Origin of the sequence: Enterobacter asburiae, assembly GCF_024599655.1 — a bacterium.
GTDB lineage: Bacteria > Pseudomonadota > Gammaproteobacteria > Enterobacterales > Enterobacteriaceae > Enterobacter > Enterobacter asburiae_D.
On sequence record NZ_CP102247.1, the window covers coordinates 3,199,380 to 3,216,685 of the forward strand.

Below are 17,306 nucleotides of genomic sequence, written 5' to 3' on the forward strand. Positions count from 1 at the left end.
TCAGTGTCCTTGTGCGGTAATCAGCTGACGTTTGGTCAACTGGTCATAAATCATGACGGTTAACAGCCCCTCCGCGATGGCGATGGGGATCTGCGTCAGGCAGAAAATGCCCATGAATTTCACCATCGAGCCCGCGGCACCCGTCGCCGGGTCCGGGAACGCCGCGCCAAGCTGGACCGAGGTGACAAAATAGGTCACCAGATCCGCCAGCATCGCGCACAAAAATACCCCGACGTCACGACGGAGCCCGGCGCGGCAGGCCATTTTCCACACCATGTACCCGACAACCGGCCCAATCACCGCCATCGACATGCCGTTCGCGCCAAGCGTGGTTAACCCGCCGTGCGCCAGCAGCAGCGCCTGAAAAAGCAGCACGATGGCGCCGAGAATGGCGACGACGCCCGGCCCGAACAGAATCACGGCGAGCCCCACGCCGGTCGGGTGCGAGCAACTGCCGGTCACCGAGGGGATCTTCAGCGCCGACAGCACGAAAATAAACGCCCCGCACAGCGCCAGCAGAACTTTCTGGTGGCTATCCTCCTGCACGATACGGCGCAGGCGTACCAGCCCGTACCACAGGCACGGTAAGAAGATCAGCCACCACGCCAGCGCCCACATCGGCGGTAAAAATCCTTCCATGATGTGCATCGCGAACGCCTGCTCCGGCACCACCATCAGCAATAGCGCCGCCGCCAGACCGCTGAGTGACAGCTGTTTAAGCTGTTGTTCAAGTTTCATCGGGCATACTCCCACTGTTTGTTGACCAGAATGGTCGAGAAATAGGGTAACGGCTGGTCGTCAGCAACCTCATCCAGATGCCGCCAGCACTGCTCGCCGGGGAGCGTGGCCTCTGACATCATCAGCGCGCAGTTAAGCAGCCCGGCCTGCCTCAGCAGCGCTTTAATGCGCGCAAACCGGCCATAGACCTTCATCAGCACCAGGCTGTCGTGCTGCTGCAGCGCCTGCGCAATTTCCGCTTCCGGCGCGGTACAGGCGATCACCGCCAGCGACTGCTGTTCCATCGCCAGCGGCGTTTTGGACCGCGCGGCAATCGCGGCAAACGACGTCACGCCAGGCACAATTTCCAGCCAGTCCGGACTGCCGATGCGCTGAAGTAAGAACACCCAGGTGCTGAACAGCATGGCGTCGCCCAGGGTGATAAAACCAACCTGTTTTCCGGCGTTCACCTCCGTCACTAACGCGTCGGCCACCGCATCCCACACCGCCTCCTTTTCGGCGCTGTCGGCGCTCATGGGAAAGTGGCAGCAGCGGATTTCGGTTTGTTCACCGATAAACGTCCGGACGATAGAAAGCGCCAGGCTATCGCCGCCCTTGCGGCCCGCCGGGGCGTAGAGAATATCCAGCGAACCGAGGATCCGTGAGGCGCGCACGGTGATGAGGTCCGGTGCGCCCGGCCCGGTACTCAGGGCGTACAGTTTGCCGCTCATGCTGCCTCCTCCATCGCCACGCTCAGCGCCTGCTGGAGATGGGCAACGAACATCGTGCGCACCGCCGGGTTTTCTCCCAGCCCGCTCAGCCACGGCGTTGCCGGGATCCCGGCGGCGTTAAACAACGTCTTCCAGGAGTCCTCGTCGTCAGAGGCCATATCGTTAATGGCGTGATCGCCCGCCACCAGCATTAGCGGCATCAGATGCACGGCGGTGACGCCTTCTCTACCGAGGCTCTCAATCAGGATGTCGACTTCCGGATAGCTCTCTACCGCGCCGACGCGGGCCGGGAAGCCCTGGACCATCATCATGTGGTCGAGGCAGGCATAGGCCGCAAAGGCGTGATGGCTGGCGCCGTGGCCCATAAACACCACTTTTTCCGTGGCCCCAAGCGTCGGCATCTGCTGTTGCAACGCGCGCATCAGCTGCGCGTAATCGTCGTGGCTGCTCAGCAGCGGTACTCCCAGCGTCAGGCGGGTAAACAGCGGGCGCAGGCTCTGCACTTCCCGGACGATTTTCTCGTACTCATCGCCGTTGATGATGTGCAGGGACTGGATCGCCACGTCCTGATATCCCTGAGCCGCAAGCTTTTTCAGCGCCTGCAGCGGCGTATCGATCTCTATGCCGTCACGCTGTTTGAGCTTGCGAATAATCATCCCGGAGGTGAATGCCCGAAACGGCTCGCGGTCAGGGCAGCTTTCCGCAAGCGCACGCTCGCAGGCTACAATGTTTTTCTCGCAGGTATCGTGGTAGCTGGTACCAAAGCTGACCACCAGAAGCGCCTTTTTCATCTCAAACTCCTTAAGCAGCGGCCAGCCAGCGGGCTAAACGCCCGGCGAATGCGGCCTGACTTTCCAGTAACTCTTCTCCCGTCACCAGCGGCGCCGGGCGTGTAATCACGATGCAGGGGATGCCCGCATCCAGACAGGGTTGAACCTTTTCCCGATAGCCGCCTTCCGCACCGGACGCTTTGGTGATCATCACGTCAGCCCGGCACTGGCGATAAAACGCCGCGTTAAACTCAGCGCTGAAGGGCCCGCACAGAGCGAAGATCTCGGTAACGCCAAAGCCAAGCCCGGCGCATTGCTCAAGGACCTCGGGCACCGGCAGCACCCGGGCCAGCAGCGTTTTCTCCGGCAGCCCGGCGCGCCAGCGCGCCAGATCTTTACTGCCGGTGGTCAACAGCACGCGTTCGCCCAGCCGCCGCGCGATGTCGCAAGCCTCGTCAATTCCCGGCACGCTGTAGAGCAGCGGATGCGTCAGCTCGCTGAGCTGTTCGGGGCGCTGATAGCGGCTAAGCAACACGCCCACCGCTTCACAGGCCGTCAGGATGTTGCGGCTGACCACCTCGGCGTAGGGATGCGATGCGTCAATCACCCAGCGGGTCCTGTTTTGCGCAAGCCAGTCAACCATCTGCTGCGGCTCCAGGCGCCCACAGCGCACCCGGCCGTTAATGTCGCCCGCCAGCCGCTGCCCGGTGGGCGTCGCCACCGACAGGGTGTAGGGCACGCCCGCCGCATCCAGCTGCTGGCAGATCGCGCGGGCGTCGCTGGTGCCGCCCATGACCAGCACGTCGCCATAGTTCACAGCACATAGCCCCGGGGGGTGATCATCAGCCCCTCCTGAACGTAAGTGGCCTTATTTCCGACGATCACCAGGCTTGTCATATCGACCGGCTCAAAGTCCATGTCGCCCAGGGTGGTCAGCCACTTCTCCTGCTTTTTACGCCCGGCAGACTTCACGACCCCTACCGGCGTTTGCGGGCTTTTGCTGGCGGACAGCAGCTCAAACGCCCGCGCCAGATGGCCCTCGCGACCCCGGCTGCGCGGGTTATAGAAGCAGATGACGAAGTCCGCTTCTCCCGCGGCGACAATGCGTTTTTCGATGACCGGCCACGGCGTCAGCAGATCGCTCAGGCTAATGTGGCAAAAATCGTGCATCAGCGGCGCGCCAAGCAGAGACGCGGCGGCGATACTGGCCGTCATCCCAGGGATCAGGCGAACCTCAACGTCCAGCTTCTGCCTGCTGACCAGCTCCAGCACCAGCCCCGCCATCCCATAAATACCGGCGTCGCCGCTGCTGATAAGCGCGACGTTATGCCCGGCCTGCGCCAGCTCGATCGCCGCCTGACAGCGTTCAATCTCTTTGCACATACCGGTTTTGATCACCTGTTTGTCGCCGGTGAAGGCCTTCACCAGATGGGTGTAGGTTTTGTAGCCAACGATGATTTCTGCCGCCTGCAGCGCGTCTACGGCTTCCATGGTCATCATGGCCTGCGAGCCAGGGCCGATTCCAATTACGGTTAACATCAGTGTGAAACTCCCAAAGTGATAGTGACGCCCTGTTCTCGCAGGGTTTCTCCTCGTAGCTGCCCATGGCTCAGCAGCCACGCTGCCGGTCCCGAGACGCTCCCTACCCCAACCGTCTGGCGTACAAACGGTGAAGCCGGAAAGCGATGTTCGTGCTCACGCAGCGCGTCAGCGGTAAAGGTTTCAAACGGCACGCCCCAGCAGGCGGCAAGCTGAAGCAGGCCCGCCTCGTCTTTTTTAAGGGAGACGCTGCCAATCGCTTTCAGCGCCAGCGGATCGAACTGCTGCGCCTCAAGCTGACGCGCCAGCAGGGTCGCCAGCAGCGGAAACGGCGTGTCGCGTCGACAGCCGATGCCCGCCACGACCCGCTGAGGGACCAGCTTCCAGTGCGGCAACGGCAGTTCCGGCAGCGCGTTGCGCAGCGTGATACAGACCAGCGCATCCAGTTCCGGGCGATGCTGCAGGTCGCTCACGGTGATAAACCCGCGCCGATCGCACCGACTGACGTCGTCGTCGAGTTCCGCATCCCACCACAGCCCTACCCGCTGATGGCTCACCAGCATCTGGTTGACGATTTTTACCGACGTTCGGAAATCGCTCATTCGGGCATTCAGCTGGAAGGCAAGGGTATCCAGCGCGGCCATCTCGTTGACGTCCGTGGCGGTGGTAATCACCGGGTCCGCCCCCAGCATTCCCGCCAGACAGCGGGTCAGCGCATTCGCCCCGCCAGCATGGCCGGAAAGCAGGCTAATCACGTGCTGCCCGCGCTCGTCGATCACCACCACCGCCGGGTCGCTCAGCTTGTCGTGGATGAGCGGTGCCAGGACGCGCACCGCAATGCCGGTTGCGCCGATAAAAACCAGCGCCGGATAGTGGGTGAACGCCTCGCGAACTGCCGGGGACAAGCCGCCGTCGAAGGAGACAAAGCCCTCTTCCTGCAGGCGCTCGCTGGTAAAGCAGGTGACCGGCAGCATCGCCGCCAGGCGCTTCGCCAGCCGCACGCCGCCCGGCGTCAGGCAAAACAGCGCGATGGACTCAGGCTTTACGGTATTCATGGCTAAAATCCGCGGCATAGAGTTTTGAGTAGTGATACTCCTCGCCGAGGAACTTCCCGACCAGAATGAGCGCCGTTTTGCGGATCCCCGCCTCGCGTACTTTGTCGGCGATATCCGCCAGCGTGCCGCGTACGGTGTGGCTTTCCGGCCAGGTCGCTTTATAAATGACGGCAACGGGCGTGGTGGCCGGATAACCGCCCTCAATCAGGCGTTCCGCCACCCGGTGAATACGCTGGACCGAGAGATAAATCGCCATTGAGGTCTGATGGCTGGCAAATGACTCAAGCTGTTCACGTTCCGGCACCGGCGTGCGGCCTTCGAGGCGGGTAATAATCAGGCTCTGTGAGACTTCAGGCACGGTGTATTCCACTCCAAGCTCCGCCGCGGCGCCGAGGAAGGCGCTGACGCCGGGCACCACCTGCCAGGCGATGCCGCGTTTGGTCAGCTCTTCGCCCTGCTCGCGGACGGAGCCGTAGAGCGAGACATCCCCGGTCTGCAAACGTACCACCGTTTTTCCGGCCTTCACGCCCGCCGCCATCAGGTCGATTATCTGTTCTAAATGGAGTTCCGCGCTGTCGTGGCATTCGGCCCCCTGCGGGCAATATGCCAGCAGTTCGGTGTTGATAAGCGAACCGGCATAGATAACCACCTGCGCCTGCTGCAGCAGCCGGTAGCCCTTGAGCGTGATGAGCTCACGGTCGCCGGGACCTGCTCCTACAAACCACACGCAACGGGAATCAAACGTCTCAGACATGGTGTTCTTCCTTCTGACAGGCGATAACAAAAACGGGATTATTCGGTTTGAAATAGTGGCCGCTGCCGAGCGGGGTCAGCGCGGAGACCTGCATTTGCAGGCAATCAATGTCCTGGAGGCCGATCTGCTGCAGATGGGCCAGCGCGGTATGGAGGTTTTCCTGCAGGATAAACGTCATCACCAGACGTCCGCCCGGATGTAGCTGGCGCAGGGACCAGTCAATAAGCGAGGTCAGATGGCCGCCGCTGCCGCCCATGAATACCGCATCGGCCTTATCCGCCACCGGCAACGGCGCGACGCCGGGCAAAATAGCGATATTGCGACAGGCAAAATGCTGGCGATTTTCCGCAAGCAGCTGCAGAGCCGCAGGGTTACGCTCAATGGCCGTCACCCGCAGCGAGGGAAACAGCAGCGCCGCCTCTATCGACACGCTCCCGGTCCCCGCGCCGACGTCAATCAGGTGGCTGGCGCGGTGCAGCTCGAGCTTCGTGAGGGCCAGCGCGCGTACCGCCTCTTTGGTCATCGGCACCGTTTCGCCGCGCAGAAACAGTTCATCTTTCATCGAGGATCACCACCGCATTCATCTCATAGTCGGCACTGACCTCACTGACGGGCAGCCAGTGGATCCGTTCGTTTTCCATCGCCAGGTTTTCGCCAATCACCATCCAGCGATGGCCCTTACCGCGTGCCGCCAGCTGTGCGGCAATCTCTTTCGGCCCGCACCGGCTGTCGGTGACCATTGCCACTTTGCGATGCCGTGCCAGCTCGTCCACATTCACGCTGCGGCCATGGCTGCTGGTGAGCCACATCTCATTCATATCAATACCCGCCTGCGCGCACAGGTACTGCACCGCGCTGATGCCGGGAATAATGCGCACGCGCGCAATACCGAAATGCGCCACCATCCGCGATCCGATGCCGTAAAAGAGCGGATCGCCGGAGGCCACAATCACCACCTTTTTCTCCTGACGCGCCTCAACCCAGGCCAGCAGATCCGGAACGTTGGCGCCCAGGACAAACGTCTCGCCGCAAAACCCCGGGAACTGCAGCAGATGGCGTTTTCCGCCGACCAACGCATCGGCGCAATCGATAGCTTCACGCGCCGCGGGCGTCATCAGGCGCAATCCCGCAGGCCCCATTCCCACGACCGTTAACATTGCAGCTCCCGGGCAATCGCCTCGACCGGGCGGTTGCTGCCCAGCACCTGGTTATCAAAGGAAAACAGAATGGCGTCGCAGGTCGGCGGATTTTTGGTAAAGCGCAGCCTCTGCATTACGCGCAGGCAGATCCGTTCGGCAAGGTGGCTGTAAAGCGTCTGAAAACCGTAGATTTCGATGTGCTCCATCGCCGCTTCGGTGGTATCGCACTCGCTGACGACGGTGAGTAATTCCAACGGTGCGCCGAGCAGCGCCAGATGCGCCACCAGCGTTTCCATGCGCGCATCGGCGATATGGCTGTGGGTGTGGAAAATCCCGGCGGCAATTTTGATGAGCTTGCCGGGATGGCCGACCAGCACTATCTGGCGAAACCCCAGCCGCACCGCCTCTTCGATCATGTAGCCGACAAAGTTGCTCATGGTGACCACGACATCTTCATCGATGCCCATCTGCTCGCGCACAAAGCGCTCGCCATGATTGCCCGGCACCAGCACGACCCGCTCCAGCCCGGCCGCGCGTTTAATCTCCAGCTCCAGAGAAAGCGAGCGTTTCCAGCTCTCCTCTGACATCGGCGTGACAATCCCGGTGGTGCCGATGATTGAAATACCGCCCAGGATCCCGAGGCGTGAGTTGTAGGTTTTCAGCGCCCGCTCTTCACCTTCAGGCGCGAAGATTTCAACGTCGGCCCCGCGCGTCGGGCCAATCGCCTCGCGCACGGCGGATTCAATGGTGTGACGCGGCGTGCGGTTGATCGCCGCGCTTCCGATGGGCAGGCCAATGCCTTTGCGCGTCACGGTCCCCACGCCCTCGCCGCCCGCCAGCGTAATCTCGCCGCTGTCGTTGAGCGTCACGCGGGCGAAAATCAGCATGCCGTGGGTGGCGTCGACGTCATCACCGCCGTCTTTGCGGATGGCCGCCATCGCCTGCTGCCCTTCGATGTGCGGCGATTCCACGTTCAGACACAGCGTGACGCCGGACGGAGTCACAATGGAGACCTGATGAATAAGATGCTGGCGCAGCACCATCAGCGCGGCGACTTTCGCCGCCGCGGTCGCGCAGGAACCGGTGGTGAAGCCTTTACGTAATGCCTTCCCGTTATGCCATACCGGGGCATCGAAGGTGGACTCGCTCATCGCGCCCCCTGCAGGTAGTAGAGCATGGCGTTCACAATCGCCGCCGCCACATTGCTGCCACCTTTGCGCCCGAGTGCCGCAATCGCGGGCAGATGGCTGTGCGTCAGCGCCTCTTTCGATTCCGCCGCCCCCACAAACCCCACCGGAACGCCCACCACGCCGCTGACGGCAACGTCATGCTCAAGCAGGCGAAACAGCGCCGTGGGCGCGTTGCCAAAAACGAAGATCTTCTCGCTCTCTTCCGTCACCGCGATATCCACTGCCGCCATCGAGCGGGTGATTCCCTGTGCTTTTGCCTGCGCCACCACCCGCGGGTCGCTGATATAGCAGCGGCATTCGCCCCCGAACGTGGCCAGCAGCGTTTTGTTGATCCCGGAGAGCGCCATCGTGGTATCGGTATAGATAACGGACGGGCGACGGAGCGCCGCGCAAAGCTGCTCCAGCGCGTCATCTGAAAACCAGAGAATATCCAGCCAGTCGAAATCTGCGGTGGTATGGATCACCCGCTTGACGATCGCCTCATGCAGCGGGCTGGCGAACCGGTACTCTGGCCGCGTTTCACGAATGATTTCGCCAATGATGTCGAAACTTTTGGCTTCAATCGCCTGGGGTTGCTGGATGTATTGCATTGTCTTTTGTCCTCAGGCCGCGCCAGCCATCAGCCAGCGTGCTGCCATAAACAGCGCCAGCGCCAGGGTGGAGGAAACCCACATCAGTCGAATGGTTCGGGAAATGTCGTCTACCGCAATCGGGCGCAGCGCGTCGCCGATCCACGGCTTTTCCACGCGCTGGCCAAAATAGGTGTTGGGTCCGCCAAGCCGGATGCCCAGCGCACCGGCAACCGTCGCTTCAGCCCACGCGCAGTTGGGGCTACTGTGGTTGTAGCGGTCGCGCCAGCCGACGCGCAGCGCGCGGGAGGGATACTCGCGGCATAGCCACGCCGCAGCGCTCAGCAAGAGCCAGCTCAGGCGCGCGGGGATTGCGTTCGCCACGTCATCCATACGGGCGCTGACCATGCCGATTGCGCGGTATTTTTCGTGCTTGTAGCCCACCATTGAGTCGAGGGTATTCACCGCCTTATAGGCCATCGCCAGCGGCGCACCGCCCAGCAGGAGGAAGAACAGCGGAGCGATAACGCCGTCGACCGTGTTCTCCGCGACGGTCTCCACCACCGCCCGGTTGATCTGTTCCGGCTGAAGCTGAGAGGTATCGCGCCCCACTATCCATGAGAGCTTTTCGCGGCTTTCATCAAGGTCGCCCGCCCGCAGAGGGCGTTCAACGTCCCGCGCGGCGTTGGCCAGGCTGCGCCCGGCCAGCACGGTAAACATCATCCACACCTCAATCGCCCAGCCCAGCCAGGGATGAACCCACCGTCCGAGCGCCAGCACGCCCCAGGCCATGCCCCAGGTCAGCCCCACTACCGCCAGCCACATGACGCCGCCGCCAACGCGTAACGCCGCGTCGCTATGACAGCAGCGGCGAATACCCCGCTGTACCGTATTGATCAGGTTGCCTATCCAGCGCACCGGATGCGGCCAGCGTTGCGGGTCGCCGATGATGACATCGAGCAGCCACGCGACGCACCATGCCAGCAGGGTCATAACGCTCCCCTCGCCGCGGTAAGCCAGCGGCTGAGCATCAGGGGCCGTTGGGCAAAGTGGAGGTGCAGGTAACTCGCGAACGTGTTGCCAACCTGCCAGCCACCCGCCCATTCCTGCATCGTCACGCCATCGCGCACTTTGCGGCACGCCAGCACCGCAGGGGTTTGCGGGGTGAAGTCGGAATAGTGAAATTCATGCCCACGCAGCACCTCCCCGCTATCGGCCAGCAGCGTGGGCTGGCGCGCCTGCGCCTCACAGTAGCCAAAACGGGTCAACCGTTTACCCATCCTGCTGTGGCCGGGGATAATATTGGCCATCCGGTGGGTAACCCCTTCGCTATCCTCCAGCGTGCTGCCGAGGTACATCAGCCCACCACACTCGGCGTAGATCGCCACGCCGCGCCGGTGCGCCTCCCGCAGGCTGGCGAGCATCGCGGTGTTTTCCGCAATCCGTGCTGCGTGCAGCTCCGGGTAACCGCCCCCGAGCCAGACCATCTGGCAGTCAGGTAAACGGCTATCGCGCAGCGGGCTAAAGCGAATAATGTGGACCCCGGTACGTTCGAGCAGCGTGATGTTATCCGGGTAATAGAAGTTGAAGGCCTCGTCATCGGCCATCGCAAGCGTTAACCCGAGTCCGGCGTCCCCGTCAGGAAGCGCGGGCCAGGTGCCCTGCGGCAGCGACGCCATCTGGCTGAGCGCGAGAAGTTGCCCGATATCCAGCGTACGTTCGAGAATGGCGGCAAAATTTTGCCAGGTCTGCGGGTCCGAGACCGACTCCCGCGCGGTGACCAACCCCAGATGGCGCTCGGGCAAACCGACGCCCTCAACGTGCGGCACATAGCCCAGGACGGGTACCGCGCAGTAGTGCTCAATGGCCGTTTTGAGCAGCTGATAATGCGACTCGCTGTTGACGCGATTGACAATCACCCCGGCAATATTGAGGGTGGGATCGAATCGCTGAAAGCCCATTACGGTCGCGGCAATCGACGTAGAAACCGCCTTGCCGTCCACCAGCAGAATCACCGGACAGCCCAGCTGTTTTGCCATCGCGGCGGTGCTGCAATAGTTCGGATCGGTGCCGTAGCCGTCATACAGCCCCATCACGCCTTCAATAACCGCGATATCCGCCTGCTGCATATGCTCGCAAAACAGCGCGTTGAGTATCGGTTCAGGAAGCATAAAGCTGTCGAGGTTGCGGGAGGCGGTACCGCTGACGTTGGTATGCCAGCCGGTGTCAAGATAGTCAGGGCCCACTTTGTACGGCTGGACGCGTAGCCCACGCTGTTTTAGCAGACTCAACAGGCCCAGCGTCACCGTGGTTTTACCACAACCGCTTCCGGTACCTGCCAGAACAAACGCGTGCTGCATTGCCGCCATGACCCCGATCCTGTCCAGGGTGGTAGGGAGGTATAGATACACGTCGTCCCAGTCTTTCGACTGTATGATGCATCAGTACAACCCACTTCCCACCGAAGTTGTTGAACGTTCCCGACAGGCAGGTCTTCTGGCTTAGCGTCCTCCTCGCCCGTCCTTCCCAATCTCGCGATCAGTGGTCATTACGGGGTCGTCAGCATCACAGCAGCGGGGGCTGCGGGGGATTGTCACCCCCTTCCCTGCCACAAATGTGGCAAACCTGTCGGCTTACATTATGAGAAAGAGTACGTTCTCAACACAGCAATGCTATTTACGGCGTTTCAATTCGCCTTAGGCAAATACTTAACCGCAAATGAAAACCATGCTGAGTAAAACGTGGCGTCAGAATAATTGGCGCCCTTCTCGATAACTCAACGTTTTATCACAAAAAATAAAAAGCAAAGATAATTACGCTTAAAATCTCAATATTTATTGCGCTACGACAAGTTATTGCATCACTTGATATTTTTTCATTTTATCATGATCAAAATTCATCAGGATATTAAAGCCCGGCAACAACATAATATTGCTATTCAACGTATGTTCGTGTGATTTAATTGATGCATTACGCGTTCAGCAGGATCGCAGAATAATATGGAGGCTATAATTTGCGGTATATCAAGGTAAGCGGAATATCCTCATGACACTATGCTCCAGAAATTTCTGACCAGAAAGGTGGAAAGGTGGCTGTAGCGCAATGCCCCGCGTCGTGCGGTGAGCTTATCCAGGGCTGGATTTTGGGCAGTGAGAAGCTGGTCTCCTGCCCTGTCGAATGGTACAGCACCGTTGAGGTGAGCCACGGCTCACCCGTGGCGGATGAACGCCCGCTGTCGCGCGCGATGGTCGAGCGGTTACTTCAGCACTGGCACTATCCGGCGCAGCTAGGCCAGGATATCCGCATTGACGTGCACTCGACCATCCCGGTTGCCAAAGGGATGGCCAGCAGCACCGCAGATATTGCCGCCACCGCCGTCGCTACCGCACGTCATCTGGGGCGTCAGCTCGACGAAAGCACGCTGGCAGCGCTCTGCGTTTCGCTCGAACCCACCGACAGTACCGTGTTTCGCCAGTTGACCCTTTTCGATCATAACGACGCCTCCACGCAGATTGCCTGCGACGCCCAGCCCGATCTCGACCTGCTTGTTCTCGAAAGTCCGCAAACGCTGCGCACGGCAGACTACCACCGCATTCCGCGTCAGGCGGGGCTTCAGGCCGGTGCGCCAGCGCTGAAACGCGCGTGGGAAAAAATCCAGGAGTCCTGTATCACGCAAAACCCTTACCGACTGGGCGAAGCGGCAACCCTCAGCGCCATCGCCAGCCAGAGGCTGTTGCCCAAACCAGATTTTGACGCACTGCTCGCACTGGTAGAGGAGTGCGGTATTTACGGGGTGAACGTAGCGCACAGCGGCAGCGTGGTGGGGCTGATGCTGGACAGAAGTAAAGACGATGTCGACTATGTGATATGGCTGCTGGCGAAAAAACAGCTCACCCGCCACTGGCCTCAACAACACCTGCTGCGGATGGTAAAAGGCGGCGTGACGCTACTCTGACAGCAGCCTGTGCTGAATGAGCCACTCGACCTGCTGCTTGACCTCCTGCTCGTGCTCCTGCGCTAGAGCCTGCTGCAGCGGCACATGCCGGAAGAACGCGTCCCAAAATGCACGCTTGCGCTCCCGGTCACCGCATGCGCCATTAATCCTTTCACGAAGCGCCCCCGCCAGCCGCACGCTTTCCCGCATGCCCGCAGGAAGATGGTCTGCGACATGCGCTTTGAGGATCGTGCTGTATACCGGCGCGTTGCCTCCGCAGCTCAGCGCAATAATGACCGGCGAACGGTCGATAACGGCCGGTGAGATAAAGGTGGCAGCAGAGGGGTCGTCAGTGACATTGCAAAAGATACGCTCCGCGCTGGCGGCCCCTGCGACCTGACGGTTCACCTGCCGATCGCTGGTCGCGGCAATGACCAGCCAGCATGACTGGAGAAACCGCGGCGAAAACGTCTCCGGAAACCACTCGATGTCACCGCTCGCGTGCAGGCTGGCGAGTTCCGGCGTCAGGGTGGGCGCAACCAGGCGCAGCACCGCTCCGGCGGCCAGCAGCCCCTTTGCCTTATGCGTCGCCACCTGCCCGCCCCCGACGATCAGGCAGCGTTTCCCCTTCAGGTTGCAAAAAATTGGGAAATAGTCCATCGCCTTAGCCTTGTAAAACGTGAGTCAGCGCGTCAATAAACCGGCGGTTCTCCGCTTCGGTACGCACGGCAATCCGGTAGTAGTCGCGATCGAGCCCGGGATAGTTTTCGCAGTGGCGGATGAGGATGTGATGGCCGAGCAGCGCCGCCTTCAGGTCGAAACCCTGACGCAGGCAGCGGAAGAAAATAAAGTTGGCCTGCGGCTTCCAGACCGCCAGCGAGGAAAAGCGCGTCATCGCCTGCCACAGGACATCACGCTCCCGGGCGATAAAGGCGTGGCTGCGCGCAATATAGTCCTCATCCAGCAGCAAATATTGCCCCACCAGCGCCGAGAAGGCATTCACGGACCAGGGCTCGCGGGTGCGTTTCAGCTGGCGAATAGTTTGCTTATTCCCGCTCAGCAGATACCCAAGGCGCAGCCCGGGAATAGCAAAAAACTTGGTCAGGGAACGCAGCAGGTAAAGATAGCGTGACTTTGCCAGCCGTGGCGCCAGCGTGGAGCCCTGCGGCAGAAAATCGATGAACGCTTCATCCACAATCAGCGCAATCTGCAGCGCTTCGCACAGCGAGGCCAGCCGGTCGAGAAGATCGGCATCAGGCATGAGTCCGGTAGGGTTGTTTGGCGTCGCGATGAACAGGCATTCGGGCCTGTGCGCGCGAACGGCGTCCAGTATGGAAGCATCCACCTGGAACCCGTTCTGCTCGCTCAGCGCATAGTCGATTATCTCGCAGCCCTGCTGCTGTAATGCCCGGCGATATTCGGCAAAACCCGGCACCAGCAGCATCGCCCGGCGAGGGGCAAGCGTTCGCACCAGGCCATAGATCAGCTCCGTTTCGCCATTCCCGGCAATCGTCTGGTCATAGTCACACCGGCTGGCGCTGGCCAGCGCCTGATGAAGATGGCGGTACTCAACGTCCGGGTACTGCATGATGATATCCAGATGGGACACAATGAGCGACCTGACGCGATCGGGCAGCCCTAGCGGATTGATGTTCGCGCTAAAGTCCAACAGCAGCTCGGGATCGATCCCCAACTGCAGCCCCGTTTCCAGAACGTTACCACCATGCTCACTCATTCGTTTCACTCGTCCATTTCAAAATGTCAGGATAACATCAGACCACAACCTGATTCAGCGCGAGATGTGAGGCGGTAAACGCCAGTATCTCCTGCAGGTTGACCACCTCACCGATGACGATAAGCGCCGGAGCATGCAGTTTTTGACGTTCAACCTCGAGGTGAATATCGGTCAGCGTGCCTTTGGCGATCTGCTGACGAGACTGGCTGGCATACATCACCACCGCCACCGGCGTCCCGCCGGACATGCCTCCCTCGATAAGCTGCTGGCAGATTTCCGCCAGCCGGGTCATTCCCATCAGAACAATCAGCGTTCCGTTGATTTGTGCCAGAGCATGCCAGTTTTGCGGGTCGTTTCCCTGGCACATATGGCCGGTCACAATATGAAAGCTGGAGGCGTAATGACGGTGAGTGACCGGGATACCGGCATAGGCCAGTCCGCCAATCGCGGAACTGATCCCCGGCACAATTTCGAACGTCAGGCCGTCTTTCGCCAGCTGCTCTGCCTCTTCACCCCCGCGGCCAAAAACGTAGGGGTCTCCGCCTTTCAGACGCACCACCTGCCGCCCTTCCCCGGCATGCTTGACCAGCAGGGCATTGATTTGTTCCTGAGGGACCGGATGATGGCTTGGGGTTTTACCGACATCAATCATCAGACAGCCTGCCGGAGCCTGGGCCAGAAGTTCAGGGTTAACCAGGCGATCGTGAACAATCACCTCCGCATGGCGGATACAGTGCAGACCTTTTACCGTAATTAAAGACGCATCGCCAGGCCCTGCCCCTACAAGCCAAACCTTCCCTTTACTCATCGTTATATCCTCAGATTAAATATTTTAAGACGCAAGAAAGCGGATAATTAAAATTAGCGCTGAATTATACATCCCCTCCACGCGTCAAAAATTTGATGTATTTATCACTCTTTCTTAATTTTACGAATGGCGTTTATGACCAATATCAATAAAACAGTGAATACCGTTCTTCCTCTGCCATTGCGACATTATCGCTTTGGTCATTATGCTTAAAAAAACATATTAACCACTATCAACAATAAAACAGGCGCGCGATCACAAATATTACAATGGTTTTGTCAGTGACGTTTACAGATAAATATCAAACCTAAAATGAAGAACTCACAACCAATTGATATAAAACATTTTTTAATGTCACCCCATTACCATCATCATTTTTGGAAGGATTTTTTGAAAATAGATCAATTGCTTCCCTTTCGTCTTCAAAACACACTCCAATACCATTAACAGACCCAATGTACATTAACCGTTTTTTATACCCTTTTTATTTCCACTATCAGCCCTACAGAGGATTACCCATGAAGAAATCAACACTTGTTATTGGCGTCATTGGTGCTGACTGCCATGCGGTAGGCAATAAAGTTCTGGACCGCGTTTTTACTTCCCATGATTTTCACGTCATCAATCTTGGCGTGATGGTGAGCCAGGATGAATATATTGATGCGGCCATCGAAACGGGTGCTGATGCTATTGTCGTTTCATCCATCTACGGCCATGGCGACATCGACTGCCTGGGGCTGCGCGAGCGCTGCATCGAACGCGGTATCGGCGACATTCTGCTTTATGTTGGCGGTAATCTGGTCGTAGGCAAGCACGATTTCGCCGATGTCGAAGCCAAATTCAAAGAGATGGGTTTCAACCGCGTGTTCGCCCCGAGCCACGACCTGGAAGACGTCTGTCAGCTGATGGCGAACGATATACAGCAGCGTCAGCGCGTTGAAGAGCTCTGTCTTGAAGAGGGCTTCTGATGCAAATCGTCTCAGTCGACATTGGCTCGACGTGGACCAAAGCCGCGCTCTTCACGCCGGAGGGTGATGCGCTAACGCTGGTCAACCACGTTCTGACCCCGACGACGACCCACCATCTGGCGGAGGGCTTCTTCACCAGCCTGAACCAGGTGCTAAACGTTGCCGATGCGCGACCGTTGCTGAACAGCGGGGACGTTACGCTGAAATACTCGTCGTCGGCAAAAGGCGGGCTCGCCGTTGCCGCAATGGGTCTGGTGCCGTCGATAACCCTGGAATCAGCCAAAGTCACCGCCCATTCTGCGGGCGCCAAAATCGCCCAGTACTACTCCTACAAACTGAACCGTCACGATATCCAGGCGCTGGAGGACTCCCCGCCGGACATTCTGCTGTTCACGGGCGGTACGGACGGCGGCGAAGAGAGCCACGGACTGGCCAATGCCCGCGCGCTGGCAGCGTCAAAGCTGGACTGCGCCATTATCTATGCGGGAAATCGCGATATTCAGGACGACGTGCAGGCCATTCTTGGCCACAAGGATCTGATCGTGGTCGACAACGTGTTGCCCGACCTCGATCACCCGAATCCCTACGCCGCCCGCAAGGCCATCTGCGATGTCTTTCTCTCCCGCATCGTGAAGGGGAAAGGACTGGACGTTATCGTCGGGGAAACCGGCGAAGAGCCGATGCCCACGCCGTGGACCGTCTACGAGCTGGTGAAGGCGATCAGCGATGTCGACAGCGCGTGGAAAGAATTCATGCTGATCGACATGGGCGGTGCCACCACCGACGTCTACTCCGCCAGCGCCAATATGCTCTCCCCGGATACCGTTCTGCACGGCGTACCTGAGCCGTTTGTGAAACGCACCGTAGAGGGCGACCTCGGCATGCGCGTCTCGGCGGTGGTGGTCGGCGAAAGTACGCGGGAACTGGTGAACGCGGTGTTCGCCCACCAGCCCCAGCGCAGGGACGCGTTTTATGGCTATCTGCGCCATCTGGTCGCGCATCCGGACTATCTCCCCGTTACCGAAGAAGAAAAGCATTTCGACACGCTGCTGGCCGGGCTGTGCGTGGGATACGCCAGCGAGCGCCATGCCGGCACCAAAAAACAGGTCTGTACCTGCGTGGGCAACGTCGATTTGCAGATGGGGCGCGATCTGACCACCGTGCGCAAGGTGGTGGGCTCCGGGGGATGGCTCTCCCGCGCCAGCCAGTTCGATATTCACCGCTGGCTGAAGTACCGCGAGCTGGACGACAGCAGCAGACGCGTGCTTTTACCCGGGCAGTTTGACTATTACCGCGATGCAAAAGGTCTGCTTCCTCTGCTGGCGAACGTTGCCAGGCTGGATCCGCAGGCGGCGGCTCGCACCAGTATTCATTGTTTAACCCTATAAAACCTAAGG

General features: G+C 59.7%; 19 protein-coding genes and 1 riboswitch. Of the genes, 3 read left to right on the forward strand and 16 right to left on the reverse strand.

Annotated elements, in window-relative coordinates:
- The 13 genes from cbiM to NQ230_RS15385 are packed head-to-tail and all read right to left on the reverse strand — an operon-like array spanning position 1 to position 10,833.
- Entirely contained in the window at positions 1–738 is a 738-nt protein-coding gene (gene cbiM, locus NQ230_RS15325) for a cobalt ECF transporter S component CbiM (protein WP_159513820.1), read from the reverse strand.
- Positions 735–1,448, reverse strand: a complete 714-nt coding sequence (locus NQ230_RS15330) for a cobalt-factor II C(20)-methyltransferase (RefSeq protein ID WP_257258109.1) — start codon at positions 1,446–1,448, stop codon at positions 735–737. The genes cbiM and NQ230_RS15330 overlap by 4 nt, the downstream gene beginning before the upstream one ends.
- Positions 1,445–2,239, reverse strand: a complete 795-nt coding sequence (cbiK, locus tag NQ230_RS15335) for a sirohydrochlorin cobaltochelatase (RefSeq protein WP_257258110.1) — start codon at positions 2,237–2,239, stop codon at positions 1,445–1,447. The genes NQ230_RS15330 and cbiK overlap by 4 nt, the downstream gene beginning before the upstream one ends.
- A gap of 10 nt (positions 2,240–2,249) precedes the next feature.
- Entirely contained in the window at positions 2,250–3,035 is a 786-nt protein-coding gene (locus tag NQ230_RS15340) for a cobalt-precorrin-6A reductase (RefSeq protein ID WP_257258111.1), read from the reverse strand.
- On the reverse strand, positions 3,032–3,757 hold the full coding sequence (locus tag NQ230_RS15345) for a precorrin-3B C(17)-methyltransferase (protein WP_193940066.1): 726 nt from the start codon (positions 3,755–3,757) through the stop codon (positions 3,032–3,034). Before NQ230_RS15345 ends, NQ230_RS15340 begins: the two co-directional genes overlap by 4 nt.
- Positions 3,757–4,812, reverse strand: coding sequence for a cobalt-precorrin 5A hydrolase (gene cbiG / locus NQ230_RS15350; RefSeq protein WP_257258112.1), 1,056 nt, complete (start codon positions 4,810–4,812; stop codon positions 3,757–3,759). Before cbiG ends, NQ230_RS15345 begins: the two co-directional genes overlap by 1 nt.
- Positions 4,793–5,566: a cobalt-precorrin-4 methyltransferase gene (locus NQ230_RS15355; RefSeq protein WP_024907721.1), complete on the reverse strand. Its 774-nt coding sequence runs from the start codon at positions 5,564–5,566 to the stop codon at positions 4,793–4,795. Before NQ230_RS15355 ends, cbiG begins: the two co-directional genes overlap by 20 nt.
- Positions 5,559–6,128, reverse strand: coding sequence for a decarboxylating cobalt-precorrin-6B (C(15))-methyltransferase (locus NQ230_RS15360; protein ID WP_257258113.1), 570 nt, complete (start codon positions 6,126–6,128; stop codon positions 5,559–5,561). Before NQ230_RS15360 ends, NQ230_RS15355 begins: the two co-directional genes overlap by 8 nt.
- The gene (locus NQ230_RS15365) at positions 6,118–6,723 is read right to left on the reverse strand and encodes a cobalt-precorrin-7 (C(5))-methyltransferase (protein ID WP_121425799.1); all 606 of its coding nucleotides are present in this window, start codon (positions 6,721–6,723) and stop codon (positions 6,118–6,120) included. Before NQ230_RS15365 ends, NQ230_RS15360 begins: the two co-directional genes overlap by 11 nt.
- Positions 6,717–7,856, reverse strand: a complete 1,140-nt coding sequence (gene cbiD / locus NQ230_RS15370; RefSeq protein WP_257258114.1) for a cobalt-precorrin-5B (C(1))-methyltransferase CbiD — start codon at positions 7,854–7,856, stop codon at positions 6,717–6,719. The genes NQ230_RS15365 and cbiD overlap by 7 nt, the downstream gene beginning before the upstream one ends.
- A complete protein-coding gene (locus tag NQ230_RS15375; RefSeq protein ID WP_047040039.1) occupies positions 7,853–8,485 on the reverse strand; it encodes a cobalt-precorrin-8 methylmutase in 633 nt (210 codons plus the stop codon). The genes cbiD and NQ230_RS15375 overlap by 4 nt, the downstream gene beginning before the upstream one ends.
- Before the next feature lie 12 nt (positions 8,486–8,497).
- On the reverse strand, positions 8,498–9,457 hold the full coding sequence (gene cbiB / locus NQ230_RS15380; protein WP_121425797.1) for an adenosylcobinamide-phosphate synthase CbiB: 960 nt from the start codon (positions 9,455–9,457) through the stop codon (positions 8,498–8,500).
- Positions 9,454–10,833 carry a cobyrinic acid a,c-diamide synthase CobB gene (locus tag NQ230_RS15385; protein ID WP_257258115.1) on the reverse strand — a complete coding sequence of 460 codons (1,380 nt, stop codon included), beginning with the start codon at positions 10,831–10,833 and terminating at the stop codon, positions 9,454–9,456. Before NQ230_RS15385 ends, cbiB begins: the two co-directional genes overlap by 4 nt.
- Positions 10,834–10,933: 100 nt before the next feature.
- Positions 10,934–11,108, reverse strand: a riboswitch (cobalamin riboswitch).
- A 444-nt stretch (positions 11,109–11,552) separates the two neighbouring features.
- On the opposite strand from NQ230_RS15385, the gene NQ230_RS15390 reads away from it, so the two are divergent.
- Positions 11,553–12,419: a GHMP family kinase ATP-binding protein gene (locus tag NQ230_RS15390; protein ID WP_213821796.1), complete on the forward strand. Its 867-nt coding sequence runs from the start codon at positions 11,553–11,555 to the stop codon at positions 12,417–12,419.
- On the opposite strand, the gene NQ230_RS15395 is transcribed toward NQ230_RS15390, so the two are convergent.
- The 3 genes from NQ230_RS15395 to cobA are packed head-to-tail and all read right to left on the reverse strand — an operon-like array spanning position 12,411 to position 14,941.
- Positions 12,411–13,058, reverse strand: coding sequence for a precorrin-2 dehydrogenase/sirohydrochlorin ferrochelatase family protein (locus tag NQ230_RS15395; RefSeq protein ID WP_213821798.1), 648 nt, complete (start codon positions 13,056–13,058; stop codon positions 12,411–12,413). The genes NQ230_RS15390 and NQ230_RS15395 overlap by 9 nt on opposite strands.
- 4 nt (positions 13,059–13,062) lie before the next feature.
- Positions 13,063–14,133 carry a threonine-phosphate decarboxylase CobD gene (cobD, locus tag NQ230_RS15400; RefSeq protein WP_213821800.1) on the reverse strand — a complete coding sequence of 357 codons (1,071 nt, stop codon included), beginning with the start codon at positions 14,131–14,133 and terminating at the stop codon, positions 13,063–13,065.
- Positions 14,134–14,170: 37 nt separating this feature from the next.
- Positions 14,171–14,941 carry a uroporphyrinogen-III C-methyltransferase gene (gene cobA, locus NQ230_RS15405; RefSeq protein ID WP_213821802.1) on the reverse strand — a complete coding sequence of 257 codons (771 nt, stop codon included), beginning with the start codon at positions 14,939–14,941 and terminating at the stop codon, positions 14,171–14,173.
- Between the two features lie 518 nt (positions 14,942–15,459).
- Here cobA and glmS point away from each other — a divergent pair.
- A complete protein-coding gene (gene glmS, locus NQ230_RS15410) occupies positions 15,460–15,909 on the forward strand; it encodes a methylaspartate mutase subunit S (protein ID WP_121425791.1) in 450 nt (149 codons plus the stop codon).
- Entirely contained in the window at positions 15,909–17,297 is a 1,389-nt protein-coding gene (gene glmL, locus NQ230_RS15415) for a methylaspartate mutase accessory protein GlmL (RefSeq protein WP_257258116.1), read from the forward strand. The genes glmS and glmL overlap by 1 nt, the downstream gene beginning before the upstream one ends.
- The last annotated feature ends 9 nt before the right edge of the window (positions 17,298–17,306 follow it).

What these genes read in the sequence shown, in the direction of transcription:
- cbiK (WP_257258110.1), bottom strand. Translation starts at nt 2,239, where the DNA reads ATGAAAAAGGCGCTTCTGGTGGTCAGCTTTGGTACCAGCTACCACGAT.
- cbiB (WP_121425797.1), bottom strand. Translation starts at nt 9,457, where the DNA reads ATGACCCTGCTGGCATGGTGCGTCGCGTGGCTGCTCGATGTCATCATC.
- glmS (WP_121425791.1), top strand. Translation starts at nt 15,460, where the DNA reads ATGAAGAAATCAACACTTGTTATTGGCGTCATTGGTGCTGACTGCCAT.
- cobA (WP_213821802.1), bottom strand. Translation starts at nt 14,941, where the DNA reads ATGAGTAAAGGGAAGGTTTGGCTTGTAGGGGCAGGGCCTGGCGATGCG.
- NQ230_RS15330 (WP_257258109.1), bottom strand. Translation starts at nt 1,448, where the DNA reads ATGAGCGGCAAACTGTACGCCCTGAGTACCGGGCCGGGCGCACCGGAC.
- cbiD (WP_257258114.1), bottom strand. Translation starts at nt 7,856, where the DNA reads ATGAGCGAGTCCACCTTCGATGCCCCGGTATGGCATAACGGGAAGGCA.
- NQ230_RS15345 (WP_193940066.1), bottom strand. Translation starts at nt 3,757, where the DNA reads ATGTTAACCGTAATTGGAATCGGCCCTGGCTCGCAGGCCATGATGACC.
- cbiG (WP_257258112.1), bottom strand. Translation starts at nt 4,812, where the DNA reads ATGAATACCGTAAAGCCTGAGTCCATCGCGCTGTTTTGCCTGACGCCG.
- NQ230_RS15385 (WP_257258115.1), bottom strand. Translation starts at nt 10,833, where the DNA reads ATGGCGGCAATGCAGCACGCGTTTGTTCTGGCAGGTACCGGAAGCGGT.
- cbiM (WP_159513820.1), bottom strand. Translation starts at nt 738, where the DNA reads ATGAAACTTGAACAACAGCTTAAACAGCTGTCACTCAGCGGTCTGGCG.
- NQ230_RS15365 (WP_121425799.1), bottom strand. Translation starts at nt 6,723, where the DNA reads ATGTTAACGGTCGTGGGAATGGGGCCTGCGGGATTGCGCCTGATGACG.
- NQ230_RS15395 (WP_213821798.1), bottom strand. Translation starts at nt 13,058, where the DNA reads ATGGACTATTTCCCAATTTTTTGCAACCTGAAGGGGAAACGCTGCCTG.
- glmL (WP_257258116.1), top strand. Translation starts at nt 15,909, where the DNA reads ATGCAAATCGTCTCAGTCGACATTGGCTCGACGTGGACCAAAGCCGCG.
- cobD (WP_213821800.1), bottom strand. Translation starts at nt 14,133, where the DNA reads ATGAGTGAGCATGGTGGTAACGTTCTGGAAACGGGGCTGCAGTTGGGG.
- NQ230_RS15355 (WP_024907721.1), bottom strand. Translation starts at nt 5,566, where the DNA reads ATGTCTGAGACGTTTGATTCCCGTTGCGTGTGGTTTGTAGGAGCAGGT.
- NQ230_RS15375 (WP_047040039.1), bottom strand. Translation starts at nt 8,485, where the DNA reads ATGCAATACATCCAGCAACCCCAGGCGATTGAAGCCAAAAGTTTCGAC.
- NQ230_RS15360 (WP_257258113.1), bottom strand. Translation starts at nt 6,128, where the DNA reads ATGAAAGATGAACTGTTTCTGCGCGGCGAAACGGTGCCGATGACCAAA.